Origin of the sequence: Microbacterium sp. zg-Y625, assembly GCF_030246925.1 — a bacterium.
GTDB lineage: Bacteria > Actinomycetota > Actinomycetes > Actinomycetales > Microbacteriaceae > Microbacterium > Microbacterium jiangjiandongii.
Window position 1 is genome coordinate 1,110,362 of sequence record NZ_CP126740.1, and the last position, 20,283, is coordinate 1,130,644.

Genomic DNA, 20,283 nt, shown 5'->3' on the forward strand with positions numbered 1-20,283 from the left:
CATGTCAACTAAAAAAGGAAGGCACACGATGGATGCTTCACAGATCGAGTTCGGAATCGACAGCTTCGGCGACTTGCCCCGTGACGACCGGGGGCAGGTCGTCTCACAGGCGCAGGCGATCCGTGCTGCGGTGGCCGAGGCTGTGCTTGCAGACGAGATCGGCATCGACGTGGTGGCCCTGGGGGAGCACCACCGGCCGGAGTTCGCGATATCCAGTCCCGAGACGGTGCTCGCCGGCATCGCGACCGTGACCAAGCGCATCCGGCTCGCCTCCGGTGTGACGGTGCTGTCCTCGGACGACCCGGTGCGCGTCTTCCAGCGCTTCGCGACCGTCGACGCGCTCTCCCACGGTCGTGCCGAGGTGATCCTCGGACGGGGCTCGTTCACCGAGTCGTTTCCGCTGTTCGGATACGACCTCAAGGACTACGAGGTGCTGTTCGAGGAGAAGATCGACCTGTTCCACCGGCTCCTGGACGAGAAGCCGGTCACCTGGGAGGGGACGACCCGTGCCGCGCTCCACGAGGCGGACGTGTATCCGAAGACCGAGTCGGGGCGACTCAACACGTGGGTGGGAGTCGGAGGATCGCCGCAATCGGTGATCCGCACGGCCCACTACGGCTTCCGGCTCATGCTGGCAATCATCGGCGGGGCGCCGGACCGGTTCGCCCCCTACGCCGATCTGTATCGGCGGGCGAGCGAGCAGCAGGGCACCATCGCACAGCCGGTCGGGATGCATTCGCCCGGGTTCGTCGCGGCCACCGACGCCGAAGCCAAGGAGCTCTTCTACCCCGGATACAAGGTGATCCGTGACCGCATCGGCGCGCTGCGCGGCTGGCCGCCGCTGCGGCGCGAGGAGTTCGAGTCCGAGGTCGCGCACGGCTCGCTCTACGTCGGCTCGGTCGAGACGGTCGCGAGAAAGATCGCCCACGCTGTCGGAGTGCTGGATGCCGGCCGGTTCGACATGATCTACTCGGCCGCCGGCACCGTGTCAGCCAGTGCACGGCTCCGCTCGGTCGAGCTGTACGGCACCCAGGTCATACCGCGGGTCCGCGAACTCGTGGCCGAACAGTCCGACGTCAGGGTGGGAGTGGCGCGGTGACGGGGCCCATACACACCGTCGGCATTCTGGGTGCCGGAAAGGTCGGCACCGTCTTGGCGCGCCTGGCGGACGCCGCGGGCATGCGCGTGCTGATCGCAGGTTCGGGCGACCCCGCGAGAATCGCATTGATCACGGAGGTCCTCACGCCGGGCGCGACCGCCGCCTCGCCGGCCGAGGCTGCACGCTCGTCGGACCTGGTGATCCTCGCGCTGCCGCTCGGCAAACACCTGAACCTCCCGGTGGCTGAGCTGGCGGGCAAGCTGGTCGTCGACGCGATGAACCACTGGTGGGAGACCGACGGTCCGCGCGACAGCATCGTCCCGCCCGGAACCTCCTCGAGCGAAGCCGTGCAGCAGGCGCTGCCGGGGGCGCGGGTCGTCAAAGCGCTCAACCACATGGGCTACCACGACCTCGAGGACGAGGCTCGCTCAGCAGGCAGCCCCGGGCGCAAGGCGATCGCGCTCGCGGGCGATTCGCCCGAGGACCTCGCCGTCGTGGCGGAGCTGATCGACGCGCTCGGATTCGACCCGCTCCCGATCGGCGGCCTCGCAGCGGGCAGTCGGCTCGAGCCCGGGATGCCGGCTTTCGGCGCGAACGTCCCCATTGACCGGCTCCACGAGCTCACCGGCATCCCTGCTCCCGTCATGCTGTCGGAGTGACGGGGAGTCCACCTTCGCGGGTGTGACGACGGGCTGCTCGTGGTCGGCGATCACCAGACGGTTCGCTGGGGGACATCCCACCGCCAGGCCGCGTTCACCCGCCGTTCAAGGTGCGGGACTTCGCTGGCAGTCAGATAGAGAACCGACTATCTGACCTGCCCCGCACCGGGCGGGCCTGGAGCCCTCGCCGGGCATGAAGGAAAGCGCACCCGTGACCAAGACCACAGCCAGATTCGCTGCCGTTGCGACGCTCACCGCCGCTGCTCTCGCATTGAGCGCGTGCGGCGGCCAGTCCGCCGCCGGCGGTTCCGCCGAAAGCGGTGACGCCGGCGCCGGCGGCTCGGTGACCACCGACGGCTCCTCGACCGTCGCCCCCCTCACCGAGGCAGCCGCGGACCTGTTCCGGGAGCAGGATGCCTCGGTGAACGTCTCCGTCGCCACCTCCGGCACCGGGGGCGGCTTCAAAGCGTTCTGCGCCGACGAGACGGACATCTCCAACGCCTCCCGCCCCATCAAGGACGAGGAAGCCGCCGAGTGCGAAGCGAACGGTGTCGAGTTCACCGAGATCATCGCCGCGAACGACGGGCTGTCGGTGATCATCAACCCGGAGAACGACTGGGCGACCGATCTCACCCTCGAGCAGCTCGCGAAGATCTGGGCGCCCGCATCCGAGGGCACCGTCACCAGCTGGGCCGACGTCGACCCCAGCTTCCCCGACGTGCCGCTCGTGCTCTTCGGCGCCGGCACCGACTCGGGCACGTTCGACTACTTCACCGAAGAGGTCAACGGTGAGACGGGTGCGATCCGCACCGACTACAGCCCCTCGGAGGACGACAACATCACCATCCAGGGCGTCGCAGGTGATGAGGGAGCGATCGGCTTCCTCGGCCTCAGCTACGTCGAAGAGAACGAGGGCACCATCGTCGCCGCCTCCATCGACGGCGTCTACCCGAGCACCGAAACGGTGCAGGACGGCACCTACACGCCGCTCGGGCGCCCGCTCTTCATCTACGTGAAGAACGCCGCGTACGCGGACAAGCCCCAGGTGAAGGAGTTCGTCGACTTCTACGTCGCCAACTCCGATGAGATCGCGGAGCTTGCGCTGTTCGTCCCGCTGACGCAGGAGCAGATCACCGTCGCCCAGGAAGAACTCGCCTCACTCGGTTGAGTGAGTCCCTCCGTCGAGGAATCTCATGACCGCCGTCATCGAGAAGGCCGCGGGTCCGGAGCTTGCTCCGGGCCCTCGGCCGGGTACCCAGTTCGCCGGCCGTCGGCGGCCGGGCGAGACCCTCATCAGGATGGTTCTGCGCCTTGCGGCGCTGCTGACGATGGTGACCACCGTCGGCATCCTCATCGCGCTGCTGATCCCGTCGCTGTCGTTCTTCGCCGAGGTCCCGGTGTGGGAGTTCCTGTTCGGCACTCGCTGGGCGCCGCGGTTCGCCGACGCTTCGTTCGGGGCGATTCCGCTGATCACCGCCACGCTGTGGACCACGGTGATCGCCCTGCTGGTCGCCGTCCCGTTCGGATTGGGCGCGGCGATCATGCTGGCCGAGTACGCGAAACCGCGCACCCGCAGCATCCTCAAGCCCGTGCTGGAGGTTCTCGCCGGTGTTCCCACGGTCGTCTACGGGTTCTTCGCTCTGCAGTTCGTGCAGGCGACCGTGCTTCGCGAATGGCTGCAGCTGCCCACCGGCGCGTTCAGCGTGCTGGCGGCCGGACTGGTGATGGGCGTCATGATCATCCCCACCATCGCCTCCATCTCGGAGGACGCGATGTCTGCCGTGCCGAGCGCTCTGCGACAGGGAAGCGCCGCCCTGGGCGCCAACCGCATGCAGACCACCCTGCGGGTCGTGTTCCCCGCCGCCCTGTCGGGCATCGTCGCCGCCGTCGTGCTCGGGGTCTCCCGCGCGGTGGGAGAGACGATGATCGTCGCGATCGCCGCCGGCAGCCAGGCCCGCATCGTCACGAACCCGCTGGAGCAAGGGCAGACGATGACGGGCTTCATCGCCAACGCCGCCCTCGGGGACTCCCGCGTGGGGAGTCTCGAATACAACACCCTCTTCGCCGTCGGACTGCTGCTGTTCCTCATCACGCTGCTGATGAACATGATCAGCATCCGGTTCGTCCGCCGCTTCAGGGAGGCTTACTGATGACCACCACCCGTCACGCCCCACCGGCGACGGTGCGGGTCTCCGCTCCGCTGGGGACAGGGACCCATGGGGACCGCAAACCCGGTCCGATGCTCTTCCTGCTGCTGCTGTGGCTGTCGCTCCTCGTCGCATTCGGGGTGCTGGCAACCCTCCTGATCACGATCCTGATGGACGGCTGGGGGAAGCTCTCCCCTCAGCTGTTCACCAACTACCCCTCGGCGACACCCGAGACCGCGGGCGCGCGGCCGGCCGTTCTCGGCTCGGCGTGGGTGATCGCCGCCACCGCCGTCTTCACGCTCCCGCTCGGCATCGCCGCGGCGATCCACCTGGAGGAGTTCGCCGACAAGAAGCGCTGGTTCAACCGGCTCATCGAGCTGAACGTGCAGAACCTCGCCGCCGTGCCCGCGATCATCTACGGCCTGCTCGCGCTCGGATTCCTCAGCCTGCTGCAGGTGCAGAACAAGAACATCGTCATCGGCGGGGCGCTCGCACTTTCGCTGCTGATCCTCCCGGTCGTCATCATCGCCACACGGGAAGGCCTTCGCGCCGTTCCCCGGGAGATCCGCGACGCGTCGCTCGCGCTGGGCGCCACCCCGTGGCAGACGGTGTGGCGTCAGGTGCTGCCCGCGTCAGTGCCGAGCATCGCGACCGGGTCGATCCTCGCGCTGTCGCGTGCTTTGGGAGAGGCGGCTCCGCTGCTGGTCCTCGGAGCCCTGGTCTACATCACCTTCGACCCGAACGGGCTGATGAGCGGCTACACGACCCTCCCCATCCAGATCTTCAACTGGACCGGCCGTCCCCAAGAGGGCTTCCACGAGCTGGCGGCCGCGACCAGTGTGCTGCTGCTGGCCGTGCTGCTTCTCATGAACGCGCTGGCCATCTTCATCCGCAACAAGTATCAGAAACGGTGGTAACCATGAACACCTCCCGCGTCGTCGCGTCCGCGGACACGCCTCGCCCTCAGTTCCACCCGCACGACGAGCGGCCTCTCCTGGACGCTCCGAGCGGGCTGATCCGCTGCGAGAACGTGGACGTCTACTACGGTGCCTTCCGCGCCGTCACCGACGTCAACCTGAGCTTCGGGAAGAACGAGATCACGGCCCTGATCGGCCCGTCCGGGTGTGGCAAATCCACGCTGCTGCGATCGCTCAACCGCATGAACGACCTGGTCGACGGAGCTCGAGTCGAGGGGCAGGTGCTGTTCCAGGACGACGACATCTATGCCAAGGGCGTCGATCCGATCGAGGTGCGGCGCCGGATCGGCATGGTGTTCCAAAAGCCCAACCCGTTCCCCAAGTCGATCTACGACAACGTCGCCTACGGCCCCCGCGTCACCGGGATGAAGGTGGCCAGCATGGATGACCTGGTCGAAGAGGCGTTGACCAAGGCAGCCCTCTGGGACGAGGTGAAGGACAAGCTCAAGCAATCCGCGTTCGGGCTGTCCGGCGGTCAGCAGCAGCGTCTGTGCATCGCCCGCACCATCGCCGTCAAGCCCGACGTGATCCTCATGGACGAGCCGTGCTCGGCTCTGGACCCCATCGCGACCATGCGCATCGAGGACCTCATGCATGAGCTGCGCCGCGAGTACACGATCATCATCGTCACCCACAACATGCAGCAGGCGGCTCGGGTCGCCGATCGCACGGCGTTCTTCACCGCGCTCGCCGATGACACCACGGGTGACCGGACCGGCGTGCTGGTGGAGTACGCACCCACCGCGCAGATCTTCGAACAGCCCGCCGATCAGCGCACGGAGGACTACATCAGCGGCAGATTCGGGTGACGTCACCGGCAACACCGGTCAAACGTTCCGAGGATGTGTGCTGACCGGCATCCACCCGCGTCACCGCAGCACGAGCTCCTTCTTCTGCTGCTTCTCCCGTCGACGCGCGACGACACGGTTTCGGATCGAGAACGCGAGCACGAGAGCCAGCAGCGCGTACAGCGAGATCGTGATGGGACCCTGCACCAGCACCGAGAAGTCGCCGTTCGCGCTCATCGCGGCATCGCGCAGACTCGTCTCGGCCAGCGGCCCCAGCACCATTCCGATGATGAGCGGCGCGAGCGGGTAGTCCATCGCGCGCATGAGGAAACCCAGCACGCCGATGCCGAGCAGCATCAGCAGGTCGAACGTCGACCCCGACGTGGCGTAGATGCCCAGCGCGCAGAACACGGTGATGCCGGCGTACAGGTACGGGCGGGGGATGAGCAGCAGCTTCGCCCACAGCATCGCGAACGGCAGGTTCAGGATCAGCAGGACGACCATCGCGATGAAGAAGCTCGCCAGCAGAGACCAGACGAGGTCGGGCGCGCGGTCGAAGAGCAACGGGCCGGGCTGCAGCCCGTACTGCCGGAACGCGGCGAGCATGATCGCCGCGGTGGCCGAGATCGGGAGCCCCAGCGCGAGCAGCGCGCCCATCGCCATGCCGGTGGTCGAGTTGCCCGCCGCCTCCGGGGCGGCAAGCCCACGGATCGCACCGCGACCGAACTGCGGATCCTTGCGCCGAGCGTCGAGGCGCTTCTCGACCCCGTACGCCAGGAACGTGGGGATCTCGGACCCGCCGGCGGGGATGACGCCGAACGGCAGGCCGATCGCTGTGCCCCGTAGCCAGGCGGGCGTCGCCTCTTTCAGCTCCTTGCGGCTCAGCCATGGGCGGCCGGTGGGGCGGATGAGCGACCTGTCGGAGGTATGCCGTTCCAGGCATGCGACGTAGATGACCTCGCCGAGAGCCAGGATCGCGACGGTGACGGTCACGAGTGAGACGCCGTCGAAGAGCTGCGGCGAGTCCATCGTGAACCGGGGTGCCCCCGAGACGCCGTCGATGCCGATCACCGCGATGCCGAGGCCGATGAACAGGGCGGTCAGTCCCTTGATCACGTTGTCGGTGACGACGGACGACGTGGCGGCGAAAGCGAACACCGCGAGTGCGAAGAACTCCGCGGGCCCGAACCTGCTGGAGAAGTCGGCGAGGGCGGGGGCGACGAACACGACCACGATCGAGGCGATGAACCCGCCGATGAACGCGCCGATCGCGGCGGTCGCGAGGGCCTGCGCGGCTCGGCCGTTGAGCGCCATCTTGTGACCCTCGAACGTGGAGGCGATCGCCGAGGCCTGACCGGGCGTGTTCATCAGGATGCCCATGGTCGAGTCGCCGAACAGGCCGCCGAAGTACACCCCGGCGAACATGATGAAGGCGGCGGTCGGGTCCAGCGAGAAGGTGACGGGGAGCAGAAGCGCCACCGCCATCGAGGACCCGAGGCCCGGGAGCACGCCGACGGCCGTGCCGAGCAGGCATCCGATGAGCACCCACAGCAGGTTCGCGGGGGTGAGCGCGCCGGCGAAGCCCTCGGCGAGCATCTGCAGTGCATCCATGTCAGAACCCCCCGAGGATGCCGGAGGGGAGCGTCATCCCCAGCATCATGTCGAAACCGATGTAGGCCACCGAGCTCACCGTGAACCCGACCACGAGGCTCTGCCACGGCTTGGTGGAACCGAAGCCGCGCGCGACGCACCAGAACAGCAGCCCGGCGGCGATGATCCAGCCGAGCAGGTCGAGGGCGAACGCGAAGACCAAGAACGATCCGACGACCCAGGCCAGCGACGCGACGTCGACGCGCACCGGGCGGGCGGGGGTGGATGCCGCAGCGGCGGTCTCCTCGTCGAGGAGCGCCTCGACGGGGTCGGCGGCGGGCGCGGCCGGCGTGCGCGCGTCGCGCAGCGCGTTGATCGAGAGGACGACCGCGAAGACGTACAGGCCGGCGGCGATGATCCCGGGGAAGAACTGGGGGCCCGGGAAGCTCGTTCCCTCGGGCACCCTCATGGTGAGGATGCCGACCAGCAGGTACGTCGCGAAGGCGGCGATCACGATGGGCATCGTGAGCCCCTTGAGCAGCGCCGCCGTGCGGCTCGGACCCGAGGTGAGCCGGTATCGGCCGCCGATGACGGCGGATGCCGCGGTGGGATTCGTGGGAAAGGTCACAGGCCCATCTCCTCGTACAGGGTCGCGATGCGACTCTCCTCGTCGTCGAGGAACGCCGCCAGGTCGTCGCCGGTGATGATCCGCTCGGTCCATCGGTACCGCTCGATGGCGTCCGCCCACTCCGGGGTGGCGACGCTGTCGAGTACGAGGTCGGTGAGCGCCTCGACGTCGTCGTCGCCCAGCCCGGACGGTGCCGCCAGGAGCCGCCAGTTCGACAGCGAGATGTCGTAGCCCTGCTCCGCCGCGGTCGGGATGTCGATGCCGTCGATGGGCTCCTTCGCCACCAGCGCGAGCGCCCGCAGGCGTCCCGCCTCGATCTGGTCGATGTTGTCGGGGTAGCCGCCGGCCGCTGCCTGGGCGGTGCCGTTGAGGAGCGCCTGGATGGCTTCGCCGCCGCCGTCGGAAGAGATGTACGTGGTCTCGACGGGGTCGATGTCGGCGGCGAGCGCGAGATCGGTCACCACCAGCTGGTCGAAGGATCCGCCGCCGGTCCATGGGATCGACGCCGGATCCTCCCGCCAGGCGGCAACGAGGTCGTCGAGCGTCTCGTGCGGAGAGTCGGCCGGCACCACGATGACGTCGTACTCCTCGACGATGACGGCGAGCGGGGTGACGTCGCTCATCTTCGCCGCGGAGTCGAACTGGATCGTCGCGGCGAGGAGACCCGTACCGCCCACCAGCAGGTTGTTGGCCTGACCGTTCAGCACCGACACGTTGCCGAGCGCGATCGTGCCTCCGGCGCCGGGCATGTTGACGACCTGCACGTTGTTGACCAGGCCGTTGGCCTTCTGCGCCTGCTGCAGCTCGCGCGCGACGCCGTCCCACCCGCCGCCCGCGGCGGCCGGCGCGATGATCGTCATGGAGGCGCTGATCTCCTGCCCGCTCGCCGCAGAGGTGATCGAGCCGAACGCCGCCACGCCGACGGCAGCCGCGGCGACGGCTCCGCCGATGACGCGCGTGACCACCGTTCGGGTGCGGGAGGTGCCGCCGCTGTGCGTGTCTGTGCCGTTGTCGCTCATGCTCTCTCTCCGTCCACCCGGACCTCTTCGTCTCCGATAGATCATTTCACCGCGCGACGCGGGCTGGGGGGTTGCACCGGTGTGTGCTACCGGCTGGCATCCGTGCCGGAATGATCCTGCAGCATCGCCGAGAGCACTTCCTGCGCGACGCGCGGCGCTGCCCGCTCGGGCAGCCAGTGGTTCTCGTCGAGCTCGACGAAGCGGTACTCCGCGCCGACGTACCGGCCGGTCAGCTCGGCGGCACGACGGCCGAGGGCCTGATCCCCGTTTCCCCAGATGTACGTGGTGTCGACGCTGATGGCGTCCGGGGCGGTGCGTCGCCGACGCCGGTCGGGCAGCCACATGCCGCGGTACCAGTTGAGAGCCCCGCGCAGCGCCTGCGGCCCGGAGAGGAAGCGCTGGTACTCCTGCGCGAGGTCGATGGGGAGCCCCGACGCGACGAGCAGCCTTGCCAGGCGCGGTCGCAGCAGTGCTTCGGGCAGCCATGGCAGCTGGAAGAACCCGATGTAGAGCGACCGCAGCGCCTGCGCCGACGACACCAGCGATCGCAGCATCGCCCGTGGATGCGGCGTCGACAGCACCGTCACGCCGCTCAGCCGGTGCGGGGATGCCGCGGCCATCCGCCACGCGACGAACCCGCCCCAGTCGTGGCCGACGAGGTGGACGCGCTCGACCTCCAGGGCGTCGAGCAGCGCTGTGACGTCGCCGACGACGTCGACCGCGCGGTAGTCGCGACGCCGCCGTGGGCGCGCGCCGGGGGAGTATCCGCGCTGGTCGAACGCGACGACGCGCGCGCCACCCGCAGCCAGCAGCGGCGTCACCGCGTCCCACGTGCGACGCGACCCGGGGAACCCGTGCAGCAGCACGACGACCGGGCCATCGAGGGGTCCCGTATCGGAGACATCGAAGCGCAGGGATCCGCGGCGGAAGTCGTGGAGGCGCGTCTGCGGCATCCTTCATCTTCATCTCCGGGCGCGGCTCGTGCCCAGGGGGTTGCGTGGCGCGAGTGGCCGCGTGCGGGATTCAGGGCGCCGCGCCGAACTGAGGGGATCTGCCCGGATGAGGGCGTTCTGGCTGAGGTTGCCCCTCATTTCGATCGAGCCCCTCATTCCGGCGGGCGTGGGGCCGCCTCACCCCGTAGCTGGCCGGATCCCGTCGCGCCGTGACCGCCTGCCGCCTTTCCGGGCGGCGCCGCAGCCCGCCAGGATGGGGACATGAGCCCGACCGACACCGCCCTGCTCGTCATCGACGCACAGGAGTCCTTCCGGCAGCGTCCCGACGACTGGGCGGCCACCGCGAACCCGCAGGTCTTCGACAACATCGCCCTGCTCGTCGCGCATGCGCGCGCCGCGGGCGATGCCGTGGCCTGGGTGACGCACGCCGAGCCGGGCACCGGGGAAGTGTTCGACCCCGACTCCGGGTTCGTCCGGGTTGTCGCGGAACTCGGACCCCGGGCCGACGAGATCCAGGTGACCAAGACCACGGTCAACGCCTTCACCTCGACCGACCTGCAGCGGCAGCTCGCGGCCCGCGGCATCGGCCGGCTGGTCGTCTGCGGCATCCGCACCGAGCAGTGCTGCGAGACCACGGCGCGGATCGCGGGCGACCTCGGGTTCGTGGTGGAGTTCGTGACGGATGCCACGACGACCTCGCCGATCCCGGCGGGCCCCGGGTACGCGGCGGTCTCCGGGGACGATCTGATGCGGCGGACGGAGAGCGTCCTCGGCGCGCGGGAGTTCGCCACCATCACCACGACCGCCCGGCGCGTGCGAGCCGCCGCGGCCGTGTGACCGACGCCCCGGAGTCCGTCCACCTCGATGATTGTCCTGTCTCCACGGTGCCCGCCCGCCGGCCGCGGCGGATCGCCCGACCGGTCAGGTCTGGGGTGAGGGCCGGTGGATCGTGGCATCCACCGATCGGTTGATGCGGGCATGCGGGTCGCTGCTGCTCACGGCTCGGCGGTGGAGACTGAGGGTGTGCGCATCGAGTTCGAATCCGTCGTGTTCCGGTGGGAAGCACGCCCCGAGACGTGGCTGTTCGCCGACGTCCCCGAGGAGCTGAGCGCCGACATCGCCGAACTCACTGCACCCTTCACACGCGGGTTCGGTGCGGTGCGCGTCGAGGCCACCGTCGGCGGCACGACGTGGCGCACGTCGATCTTCCCCAGTACGTCCGGTCGCTACTGGCTTCCGCTCAAGCGCGCCGTGCGCGAGGCGGAGTCGCTCGAGGAGGGTGGGGCGGTCACGGCGTCGCTCGAGGTGCTGGGGGTCTGACGGGTCACTCCGCTTCGTCGAGGGCCGCGGGCCGGGCGGAGCTCGTTTGACCTGTGGTCAGACCATACCCTAGGCTTGAAACGATTCATTCGGATCGCGACCAAGGAGTCAGCATGGCCATCGACCGCCCGACCATCGAGCAGTATCTCGCCAGCATGGGCGCGGCCGGGCACCGCATCTGTGAGATCGACGCGAGCGAAGCCGGTGCCGGCAACATCTCGATCTGCCTCGACGAGCTTCCGCGCGTTCGTCAGCTCTTCCCGATCTCGGAGCGCATCGAGCTGCCGCTGGCCGCGCCCGCCTTGGCAGGTCGCACGCTGCTGGTCACCGGATCGGGGCGGCGCCTGCGCCAGATCGCCGAGAACCCGCTGGCGGCGATCGCGGCGGTCATCGTGGATGCCGACGGCGTCGGCGCCGAGATGCTCTCGTCACCGCAGCGCCAGTTCGACGCGCTCACGAGCGAGTTCAACTCTCATCTCGCGGTGCACGACGATCAGGTCGGCCGGCGCGGGCTGGACTTCCACGCCGTGGTGCACGCACAGCCGCCGCACTTGACCTACCTCAGTCACGTGCCGACGTACCGGGACACCGAGACGATGAACCGCCGCATCCTGCGGTGGGAGCCGGAGTCGATCGTGGCCCTCCGCGACGGCATCGGCGTGCTGGAGTTCATGGTGCCCGGATCCGCCGAACTCATGGCGGCCAACGTGCAGGGCCTGCGCGAGCACGAGATCGTGCTCTGGAGCAAGCACGGCGTCATGGCCCGATCCGATCTGTCGGTCACGCGCGCGGTGGACCGGGTCGAGTATGCCGAGACCGGCGCGAAGTACGAGTACATGAACCTCACCGCCGGCGGCCGCGGGGAGGGGCTGAGCACGGACGAGATCCGGGCGGTGGCCGACGCCTTCGGCGTGACGTCGCGCTGGGTGTCGTGACGCGTCCGCCGATCGGCTGACCGCGCCGCTGGGACGGCACGGGTGCGGCGCCCGCCGATGCGGGAGTGCTCAGCACTCCCGGTGCACGTGGCCCGGTGCCCCCGGCGGCTGCAGCGCGCGGTCGCGCAGGATGATGGAGCGCTCCGGGCCGTCGTCGCGGCAGATCCACTCGAACGCGGTGCGTGACACGCCGTCGCGCTGCTGCACCGGGTCGGCGTCGGTGTACTCGATCTCGAAGACGAGGGCTCCGTACACGTCGGTGTAGGCGTCGCACTCGCTGTGCGCGGCGCATTCCTCGGCGATCGCGAAGTCGAACCCCTGCACCGGGTCGGTCGTGTCCACGAACGTGCGGCCGGTGAGTCCGTATCCGTCCGGTGAATCGGACGTGTTCTTCTGGGCGATCGCGAGCCCGAGATCGTGCACGGCCGGCACCACGAGCTTCAGGTACTCGCGCGTCTGCGCGAACGAGACCAGCCCGGCCGAGCGCCCGGCCGCATCGAGGTTGTCGGGTTCGATCGCCTGGTATCCGGCATCCGCACATCCCTGGAACCACTCGTGTTGCACGTCGAGCAGCCGCTCGCGCTGGGCGGGTGTGCGCACGTCGAAGAGCGCCTCGTTCCATTCGCCGTCGATGACGAGCGCCCCGTCGGTGTCGCGCAGCAGCAGGTCGGGATGGTTATCGATCCACCACTGCGTGGTGCCATAGCCCCCGGGGCCTGCGACGCCTTCCTCGTCGGGCTGCGTCTGCAGCAGGTTCACGTAGCAGACGTTGTAGAAGCCGTCACCGGCCGGTTCGGCCCGGCGATCGCGGCTGACCACCTGCACTCCGGCCTCGGGTGCGTAGCTCCCGCCCAGCTGGTACGAGAACCCGCCGGTCGCGGGCGGCAGCGCAGGCGCCGAGATGTCGGCCCGTGCCGCCGGCGTCGCGACAGTCGGAGGGCGTTCGGAAACCCCGAAGGCCACAGCGATCAGGGCGGTGACCCCCAGCCCGCCGAGTGCGGCAGCCGCGGCCCAGCGCTTCGTCGCCGAGGAGGGACCGCGGGGTCTTGGCTGCACAAGGGACATTGTGCCCCGGGCCGGTCGCGGTCAGTCCCGTCGTCGACGGGACGTCCACAGCAGATAGCCGCTCAGGCTCGTGAACGCGGTGAGCACGGCACCGGTGATGGCGCGCTGCCACGTGCGCAGGCGGTCGTCGCGGCCCATCAGCTGACCGATGCTGTTGATGAGTGCCGCAGTGATGATGCCGGCGACCACGCGGTTGCCGATGCGCTCGGCGCGGGCGAAGAGCGGGACGAGCTCTGTCGCGCGCAGGTGGACCTCGATGCCGTTGTCATCGACCGACTCGATCAGCCGGCGAAGACGCGTGGGCAACTCGAGCATGAGCGCGCCGGCATCGATCGACGCGCGTCCTATGCGCTTGGACAGCGCCTCGAACGACAGCCGACGGCGGATGAGGCGGCGGGCGTAGGGCGTGAGCACCGCGTTCAGGTCGAACGCGGGATCGAGCTGCACGCCCACCCCCTCGATGACGACGAGCGTGCGCACCACGAGGGAGATCTCGTGCGGCAGCTGCAGGTGGCTCTCGCGGAGGATGCGGAGCAGATCGGTGACCATGCGGGTGAAGTGGATGTCGCCGAGGGGCTTGTCGAAGTGCTGCGAGAGGAAGGACGCCACACTCGCGCGCAGGGCTCGCCGGTCCACCGACCCCTGGGTGACGGACAGCTCGATCAGTGCGTTGGCGAGGGCTTCGGAGTCGCGGGTCCCCGTGCCGATGAACACATCGGCGAGCTGATCGGCCAGTTCTTCGCTGAGCTCGCCGACCATGCCGAAGTCGATGAAAGCGAGCGTGCCGTCGGGGTGGACGAAGAGATTGCCGGGATGCAGGTCGGCGTGGAAGAACCGGTCCTCGAAGATCATCGTCAGCACGATCTTTCCGCCCGCCTCGGCCAGCGCGCCGGGGTCGATGCCTGCGGCATCCAGGGCTTGCCGATCACTCACCTTGATGCCGGTCATGCGCTCGAGAGTGAGTACGCGGGAGGTGGTGGTCTCCCAGAACACCCGGGGGATCACGACCCCGCGGCGGGTGGCGAAGTTCTCCGCGAACCGCTCGGCATTGCGGGCCTCGCGCAGGTAGTCGAGCTCGGCGCGCAGCGTGTCGGAGAACTCCTTCACGATGCCGGTGATGTTGTAGGAGCGGGCCAGCGACGACACCCTCGCCGCTCGCCCGGCGAGGGTGTTGATGATCTCGAGGTCGTCCTGCACCTGCCGGACCACCTCGGGGCGGCGCACCTTCACCACGACGGGCGTGCCGTCGCCGAGGGTCGCCGCGTGCACCTGACCGATCGAGGCGGATGCCATCGGGGTCCAATCGAACGACGCGAAGAGTTCCTCCGGGTCGCTGCCCAGCTCCTGGTGGACGGTCTCCCGGATCCGCTCGGCGGGCACCGCGGGTCCGGCATCCTGCAGCTTCGACAGCTCGGTGATGTAGGCCGGCGGCAGCAGGTCGGTTCGCGTCGACAGCAGCTGACCCAGCTTGATGAACGTCGGACCGAGGTCCTCGAGGACCAGCCGCAGCTGGGTCGGCGCGTCGGCCGGCGGCGCGGGCGGAGTGCCGGCTGCGGCCCGCCGGCGCGAGGGGAGGAACCGGGTGATGCCGAGTTCGCCGGCGAGAAAGCCCAGACCGTGGCGGGCGAGCGTGTCGGCGATCTCCTGATACCTGCCCAGCGGTGGTGGCTGCATCGCCCCATCATGTCGACCTGCGGTGCGTGGAGACAAGGGTCGCTGACGTCCTTGTGCAGGTGGCGCCGGGGGCGGATGCTGTGGTCAGCCGTCGCCCGGGCGCTGCGCGCGCACCGGTCGCGCACCGCTCAATCTGCCGCTCGCGCACCGCCTGCACTGGAGGCCGAAAACTCGTGACGAAGACCCCCGTCGTCAGAGGGGAGTGGCCCCCCGGCATCCCGTACTTCCGGCTCGGTTCGGGCGCGCCGCTGGTGTACCTCCCCGGCTTGTCCGGCAGTCCGCACCTGCCGTCGGGAGCGGGTCTCTGGATGCAGGGCCGCCTGCTTGCCCCTTTCGCGCGGCGGCGTGACGTGGTGTGGATGCACTGGTCCGAGGGCCTGGTCGCGCCCGTGACGATGGCGCAGATCGCGGCCGCGCCGGCGGCGGCCATCGGCCCGCACCTGCCCGCGCCGCTGGACGTGGTCGGGGTCTCGACCGGCGGCAGCGTGGCGCTGCAGCTGGCGCTCGACCACCCGGAGCTCGTTCGCAGACTCGTGATCGTCTCGGCCGCCCACCGGCTGAGCGACCACGGAAGGCAGGTGCAGCGGGACCTGGCAGCGGCCGTGCACACGGGTCGCACCAGACGGGCCGGCGCGACCATGGGGGCGGAGGTCGCGGCATCGGCGGCGGGGTCCGCCCTCTTCGGCGCCGCGGGGTGGCTGATGGGACGCAGTACGTTCGCCCATGCGGGCGCCGAGCTTCTCGCGGTCATCGAGGCCGAAGACGACTTCGACGTGGGCGACCGGTTGGGTCAGGTGGCGGCGCCCACGCTCGTCATCGGTGCCGAGCGGGATCGCTTCTACACGCCGCAGCTCTTCCGCGAGACCGCCGCGCGCATCCCCGACGGCCGGTCGATCGTGTACCCCGGGGTGGGACACCTGGGAACGACGCTGCACCGGCGGTACCACCGGGATGTGCTGGCGTTCCTCACCGGTCGTTGAGCGAGCGCAGCGAGACGGAACGCCCCGCTCATCCGGTCGCTTCCCCGAACCACCGCGTCAGCGCCCGGTGGAGCCCTGCGGCGGCGTCACCCCGCCATGCGACGTGGCCATCGGGGCGCAGCAGCACCGCCGCGGCATCCAGCTCGGCGCTGCCGTCGACGAGGTGGTCGACGCGATCGGACCATCCCGTGGCATCCAGCTCGCCGGCGGGGTCCAGCAGCAGTCCGCGCCCGTCGCGCATGCGCTCGTAGAGGCGGCCGTGCGTGAGCCTGACGTCGCGCAGCCGGCGGCCGACCACGGGTGAGGGATCGCCTAAGTCGTACCGGATGCCGATGGCGGTGATCTTCTCGATCAGCCGGCGGTTGACTTCGGGAATGGTCATGAGCTCCGTCATCAGCCGGCGGACGGCCTGCGGACCGGGCTCGGTGAGGGTCAGTTCGCTCTGCACGCGTGTGAGGTTGAGGACGTCGTCGGCGACGGGGCGGCGCTCGGCCTCGTAGGTGTCGAGCAGTGTCGTCGGTGCCCAGCCGCGCACCTCGGCGGCGAGCTTCCAGCCGAGGTTGGCAGCGTCCTGGATGCCGAGGTTGAGACCCTGTCCACCGAGCGGCGGATGCACGTGGGCCGCGTCCCCCGCCAGCAGCACGCGCCCGACGCGGTAGCGCTCGGCCAGCCGTGTGGCGTTGCCGAAGCGCGAGAGCCACCGGGGGGAGTGCGCGCCGAAGTCGGTGCCGGCGTGGCGGTGAAGCTGTGCGGAGAACTCCTCGAGGGTCGGGGGTGTGGTGCGATCCTCGGCGACGCCCTCAGCGGGCACGACCACGCGGTATCGTCCGTCGGTCGAGGGGCCGGCCCCGAATCCGCGCTGCGTCTGCCGCACCGCAGCGGTCACCGCTGCCACGGTCTCCGCCGGCGCGGTGAGCTCCATTTCGCCCAGCAGCCACTCGATCGTGGCGGGCTCGCCGGGAAAGCCGATGCCGGCGAGGCGACGCACGGCGCTGCGGCCGCCGTCGCACCCGACGAGGAAGCGGGCGCGCAGCGACGTGTCGTCCGCCAGCCGCACCTCGACGCCGCTGTCGTGCTGCGTCAGCGCCACCACGGTTGAGCTCCGCCGGATGTCGGCGCCCAGCGCGGCGGCGTGCTCGGTCAGCAGGCGATCGGTGACGGGCTGTGGGATGCCGAGGATGTAGCCGTGTGCGGTGTCGAGGTCGTCCGGCCAAGGGCTGTCGATGCCGGCGAAATACCCGCCGATCCGGTACTGCGTGCCGTGCGCGAGGAATCGGTCGAGCAGCCCGCGCTGGTCGAGCAGTTCGATGCTGCGCACGTGGAGCCCGAGCGAGCGCACCTGCGTGGACGGTGCGTCGTCCTTCTCGAGGATGAGCACGGTGACGTCGTGCAGCCGCAGCTCCGCCGCGAGCATCATGCCGGTCGGCCCTCCGCCCACGATGATCACGTCGAACATGGCGCCCTCCGCTCCTGCGGCCGCCCCACCGGCCGCAGCCGCCCATCCTGCTCCGCCGAGGGGGGCTTGCCGCAAGTCCCCCCTCGCCCGATATCCTGGACATGGCAGGGAGAAGTCCCTGCCATCGTCGTATCGGGAGACGACCGGCGTCATCGAGTGAGTATTCGTCGCGTCGAGTGAGTATTCGTCGCGTCGAGTGAGTATTCGTCGCGTCGAGTGAGTATTCGTCGCGTCGAGTGAGTACTCGCGGTGCCGAGTCCCCGGTCAGCCGGGCCGCACCTCGATGCGAAGGATGCGGTCATCTCCGTCACGCGGGTCCGTCCCACCCCACGTCGCCCTGTCGGTGTTCGATGTGACGATCCACAGCGCGCCGTCCGGTGCCGCCTCGACGGTGCGGATCCGGCCATACGTGCCCTCGAGGTGCGCGATCGGATCCGCCGTCATCACGCCCCCCATCGACGGGCACCTGCCAGAGTCGCTGGCCGCCGAGTGCTCCGATCCATAGGGAGCCCGCCACGCTCTACGGGGCGAGCCCGCCTCAGGGCTGATACCGAGCGCTCGCCTTGTCGGCATCCCTGCCGCACGCCCTCGCGCCCGGGATATCGTGAACAGGACAGGGATAGCCCCTGCCATCGTCGTATCGGGAGTAGACCGGCCGCCCATGGGTTTCACGCGGGAGCAGCTGCTGGCCTTCCGGGAGCGCACGGTGCCGGATCTCATGCCCGAGCGGCCCCGGCTGGTGTTCGTCGGGATCAATCCGGGGCTGTGGACGGCCGCCACCGGGGCGCACTTCGCCCGCCCCGGTAACCGGTTCTATCCGGCGCTCGTGGCCGCCGGCATCCTTCCTCGCCTGCCACGGATCACCGACGACGGCATGTCGCCGGACGATCGCCGGATGCTGCTCGACGCGGGCATCGGTATCTCGAACCTCGTGCACCGGGCGACCGCCCGAGCGGATGAGCTGTCGCGCGAGGAGCTGCGCGAGGGCGCCCGGCGGCTCGAGGCGGATGCCGGGACGTGGGATGCCGCCGTGATCGCGGTGGTCGGCATCACCGCGTATCGACAGGGTTTCGACCGGCCGCGGGCGACGAGCGGCCGCCAGCCCGAAGCGCTCGCCGGGGGAGCGCTGTGGGTCGTGCCGAACCCCAGTGGGCTGAACGCCCATGACACGGTGACCTCGCTGGCGGCGGCGTACGCCGAGCCCGCCCGCGCCGCCGGCCTTCTCCCCGCCGCCGGCCCTCGCCGATCCGCTGCTGCCGCCGCCGCCGCAGAGTGAGTATTGGTCGCGCCGAGTGAGTATTCGTGGTGCCGAGTGAGTATTCGTGGGCGGAGTACCGTGGCGGTCACTCGGAGACCGGTAGGAGGTGCCCATGATGGCGCTGGCATCCGTGACGCTGGCGCTGCCGTTCGAGGGGCGATGGCTCGTGCAGAACAGCCCCGCCCGGCGGGTGCCGAGTCACGGCGTGGACGTGCTGGGCCAGCGCTACGCTATCGACTTCGTCGCTGTGGACGACCGCGACAGGACCGCCGACCGTCGCGACTGGCGCACTGTGGTGGCGACAGAACCGGCCTCCCGGTTCGTCGCCTTTGGGATGCCGATTCTCGCCCCCGTGGACGGAGTGGTCATCGCGGTGCACGACGGCGAACCCGACCACGACGCCCGCCGGTCGCAGCTCGCGCTGGTCGGCTACATCGCGGGACAGAGTGCGCGTCTGCGCGCCGGGCCTGCGGCCGTGGCGGGAAACCATGTCATCCTTCGCGACGGCAGGAGCGGTGCCTGCGTGGCACTGGTGCACCTGCGCGCCGGCTCGCTACGCGTCCGGATCGGGGACCGCGTGACCACCGGGGCCGTGCTCGCCGAGTGCGGCAACTCGGGCAATTCCACGCAGCCTCACGTGCACGTGCAGGCGATGGATAGTGACGATCTGCGCTCGGCGCGCGGCGTGCCGATCCGGTTCTCCCGATACCGGCAGTGGCATCGGGGCGGTCGCGACATCCGTGACGTCGATGCCGGTATCCCGGAGGACGGTGCGATCGTGGCGTCCCTCGCGCCGCGTGCGTGAATCTCGGCACCGCGAATACTCACTGGGCACCGCGAATACTCACTCGGCACGCCGAATACTCACTCGGCACGCGTCACGAACGCAGGAACGCGACCCCGGCCTGACGGAAGTCGCGGGAACCCGGCGCGTTGACGTGAGTGCGACCCGGAATCTCGACGAACGTGCCCTGCGGCGCCGCAGACGCCAGCCGCTGCGACTCCTCGAGGATCGGATCCTCGCTCCCGGTGGCGAACAGCACCGGCTGCATCGGCGGCGACGCCGGGTCGGGGTCGCTGTCGCCCAGCCGCATCCCCTCGGCGAGCGCGACGAGGGCTCGCAGGTCGTTGCTGGACACCCGCTCCGCCAGCGAGATGTACCGGCGGGTCATGGCATCCTCCACCGGACGCCCGCCGTCCAGGTACGCCTTCACCTGGTCGATCTGCATGCGCGCGAGCGGCCTGCCGTCTGGGATGCCGCCGAGCACCGCGCGCTCGATCCGGTGCGGAACATCCACCGCCGCCTGCCAGCCGACGCGACCCCCGAGCGAGTAGCCCACGTAGCGCACGGAATCGAGCAGATACGTGTCCAGCACCGTGACGAGGTCGGCGACCAGCCCTGACATCTCATACGATCCCGGGGCGTGCGGCTTGTCGCTGGCGCCGTGACCCCGCTGGTCCACGGCGAGCACCCGGAGCCCCGCCGCGAGCAGGTCCCGCACCCACCCGGTGGAGACCCAGTTGTCGCGGGTGCTCGAGCCGAACCCGTGTACGCACAACACCGTCGGCGCGGCCTCATCGCCCCACGTGTATGTCGCGATGCGGTCGCCGTCGGCCGTCATCACGAACTGCGGTGCGGGCAGGCGGGTCAGTCCGGCGGGTGCGGCATCCATATCCCGATCCTGCCGCATCGTGCGACCCGAGGCTCCGTCCGCACCGCGACCGTTACAGTGAC

The 20,283-nt window shown here is 69.8% G+C and carries 21 protein-coding genes; 12 read left to right on the forward strand and 9 right to left on the reverse strand.

All coding sequences use genetic code 11. The annotated features are described in order from the left end of the window. The first annotated feature begins 28 nt into the window (after nt 1-28). The 6 genes from QNO14_RS04965 to pstB all read left to right on the forward strand — a co-directional run bounded on the left by QNO14_RS04965 (nt 29) and on the right by pstB (nt 5,691). Entirely contained in the window at nt 29-1,099 is a 1,071-nt protein-coding gene (locus QNO14_RS04965; protein ID WP_257505783.1) for an LLM class flavin-dependent oxidoreductase, read from the forward strand. Continuing rightward, nucleotides 1,096-1,758, forward strand: a complete 663-nt coding sequence (locus QNO14_RS04970; protein WP_257505784.1) for an NADPH-dependent F420 reductase — start codon at nt 1,096-1,098, stop codon at nt 1,756-1,758. Before QNO14_RS04965 ends, QNO14_RS04970 begins: the two co-directional genes overlap by 4 nt. A gap of 211 nt (nt 1,759-1,969) precedes the next feature. Beyond that, complete coding sequence (locus tag QNO14_RS04975; protein ID WP_257505785.1) at nt 1,970-2,926, forward strand: PstS family phosphate ABC transporter substrate-binding protein; 957 nt, start codon at nt 1,970-1,972, stop codon at nt 2,924-2,926. A gap of 25 nt (nt 2,927-2,951) precedes the next feature. Continuing rightward, entirely contained in the window at nt 2,952-3,908 is a 957-nt protein-coding gene (pstC, locus tag QNO14_RS04980) for a phosphate ABC transporter permease subunit PstC (RefSeq protein ID WP_257495902.1), read from the forward strand. Next, nucleotides 3,908-4,822, forward strand: a complete 915-nt coding sequence (gene pstA / locus QNO14_RS04985) for a phosphate ABC transporter permease PstA (RefSeq protein WP_257505786.1) — start codon at nt 3,908-3,910, stop codon at nt 4,820-4,822. Before pstC ends, pstA begins: the two co-directional genes overlap by 1 nt. 95 nt (nt 4,823-4,917) lie before the next feature. Next, a complete protein-coding gene (gene pstB / locus QNO14_RS04990; RefSeq protein WP_257495983.1) occupies nt 4,918-5,691 on the forward strand; it encodes a phosphate ABC transporter ATP-binding protein PstB in 774 nt (257 codons plus the stop codon). A 60-nt stretch (nt 5,692-5,751) separates the two neighbouring features. Here the strand turns inward: pstB and QNO14_RS04995 are convergent, their stop codons facing one another. The 4 genes from QNO14_RS04995 to QNO14_RS05010 form a co-directional block, all read right to left on the reverse strand. Next, nucleotides 5,752-7,281, reverse strand: coding sequence for a tripartite tricarboxylate transporter permease (locus tag QNO14_RS04995; RefSeq protein WP_257505787.1), 1,530 nt, complete (start codon nt 7,279-7,281; stop codon nt 5,752-5,754). Between the two features lies 1 nt (nt 7,282). After that, nucleotides 7,283-7,888 carry a tripartite tricarboxylate transporter TctB family protein gene (locus QNO14_RS05000; RefSeq protein ID WP_257505788.1) on the reverse strand — a complete coding sequence of 202 codons (606 nt, stop codon included), beginning with the start codon at nt 7,886-7,888 and terminating at the stop codon, nt 7,283-7,285. After that, entirely contained in the window at nt 7,885-8,907 is a 1,023-nt protein-coding gene (locus QNO14_RS05005; protein WP_257505792.1) for a tripartite tricarboxylate transporter substrate binding protein, read from the reverse strand. The genes QNO14_RS05000 and QNO14_RS05005 overlap by 4 nt, the downstream gene beginning before the upstream one ends. Nucleotides 8,908-8,993: 86 nt before the next feature. Next, nucleotides 8,994-9,860: an alpha/beta fold hydrolase gene (locus QNO14_RS05010; RefSeq protein ID WP_257505794.1), complete on the reverse strand. Its 867-nt coding sequence runs from the start codon at nt 9,858-9,860 to the stop codon at nt 8,994-8,996. Between the two features lie 261 nt (nt 9,861-10,121). Here QNO14_RS05010 and QNO14_RS05015 point away from each other — a divergent pair, with 261 nt between their 5' ends. From QNO14_RS05015 to QNO14_RS05025, 3 genes are all read left to right on the forward strand, one after another. Then, on the forward strand, nt 10,122-10,697 hold the full coding sequence (locus QNO14_RS05015) for an isochorismatase family protein (RefSeq protein ID WP_257505796.1): 576 nt from the start codon (nt 10,122-10,124) through the stop codon (nt 10,695-10,697). Nucleotides 10,698-10,883: 186 nt separating this feature from the next. Continuing rightward, entirely contained in the window at nt 10,884-11,180 is a 297-nt protein-coding gene (locus QNO14_RS05020) for a DUF1905 domain-containing protein (protein WP_257505797.1), read from the forward strand. Nucleotides 11,181-11,293: 113 nt separating this feature from the next. Beyond that, entirely contained in the window at nt 11,294-12,115 is an 822-nt protein-coding gene (locus tag QNO14_RS05025) for a class II aldolase/adducin family protein (protein ID WP_257505798.1), read from the forward strand. 69 nt (nt 12,116-12,184) lie between these two features. Here the strand turns inward: QNO14_RS05025 and QNO14_RS05030 are convergent, their stop codons facing one another. Together QNO14_RS05030 and QNO14_RS05035 are read right to left on the reverse strand one after the other, a co-directional pair. Continuing rightward, complete coding sequence (locus QNO14_RS05030) at nt 12,185-13,171, reverse strand: endo alpha-1,4 polygalactosaminidase (protein WP_257505799.1); 987 nt, start codon at nt 13,169-13,171, stop codon at nt 12,185-12,187. Nucleotides 13,172-13,201: 30 nt separating this feature from the next. Then, the gene (locus tag QNO14_RS05035) at nt 13,202-14,854 is read right to left on the reverse strand and encodes an ABC1 kinase family protein (protein WP_257505800.1); all 1,653 of its coding nucleotides are present in this window, start codon (nt 14,852-14,854) and stop codon (nt 13,202-13,204) included. Between the two features lie 173 nt (nt 14,855-15,027). On the opposite strand from QNO14_RS05035, the gene QNO14_RS05040 reads away from it, so the two are divergent. After that, the gene (locus tag QNO14_RS05040) at nt 15,028-15,834 is read left to right on the forward strand and encodes an alpha/beta fold hydrolase (RefSeq protein WP_257505801.1); all 807 of its coding nucleotides are present in this window, start codon (nt 15,028-15,030) and stop codon (nt 15,832-15,834) included. A 28-nt stretch (nt 15,835-15,862) separates the two neighbouring features. Here QNO14_RS05040 and rox read toward each other — a convergent pair whose 3' ends face one another. Together rox and QNO14_RS05050 are read right to left on the reverse strand one after the other, a co-directional pair. Continuing rightward, nucleotides 15,863-17,290: a rifampin monooxygenase gene (rox, locus tag QNO14_RS05045; protein ID WP_257505802.1), complete on the reverse strand. Its 1,428-nt coding sequence runs from the start codon at nt 17,288-17,290 to the stop codon at nt 15,863-15,865. A gap of 264 nt (nt 17,291-17,554) precedes the next feature. Further along, entirely contained in the window at nt 17,555-17,734 is a 180-nt protein-coding gene (locus QNO14_RS05050; RefSeq protein ID WP_257505803.1) for a PQQ-dependent sugar dehydrogenase, read from the reverse strand. Nucleotides 17,735-17,951: 217 nt separating this feature from the next. Between QNO14_RS05050 and QNO14_RS05055 the strand changes: the two genes are divergently transcribed. Together QNO14_RS05055 and QNO14_RS05060 are read left to right on the forward strand one after the other, a co-directional pair. Next, nucleotides 17,952-18,566, forward strand: coding sequence for a mismatch-specific DNA-glycosylase (locus tag QNO14_RS05055; protein ID WP_257505805.1), 615 nt, complete (start codon nt 17,952-17,954; stop codon nt 18,564-18,566). Between the two features lie 94 nt (nt 18,567-18,660). Further along, the gene (locus QNO14_RS05060; RefSeq protein WP_257505806.1) at nt 18,661-19,353 is read left to right on the forward strand and encodes a M23 family metallopeptidase; all 693 of its coding nucleotides are present in this window, start codon (nt 18,661-18,663) and stop codon (nt 19,351-19,353) included. Between the two features lie 73 nt (nt 19,354-19,426). On the opposite strand, the gene QNO14_RS05065 is transcribed toward QNO14_RS05060, so the two are convergent. Next, entirely contained in the window at nt 19,427-20,221 is a 795-nt protein-coding gene (locus QNO14_RS05065) for an alpha/beta fold hydrolase (protein WP_257495917.1), read from the reverse strand. Nucleotides 20,222-20,283 lie beyond the last annotated feature (62 nt).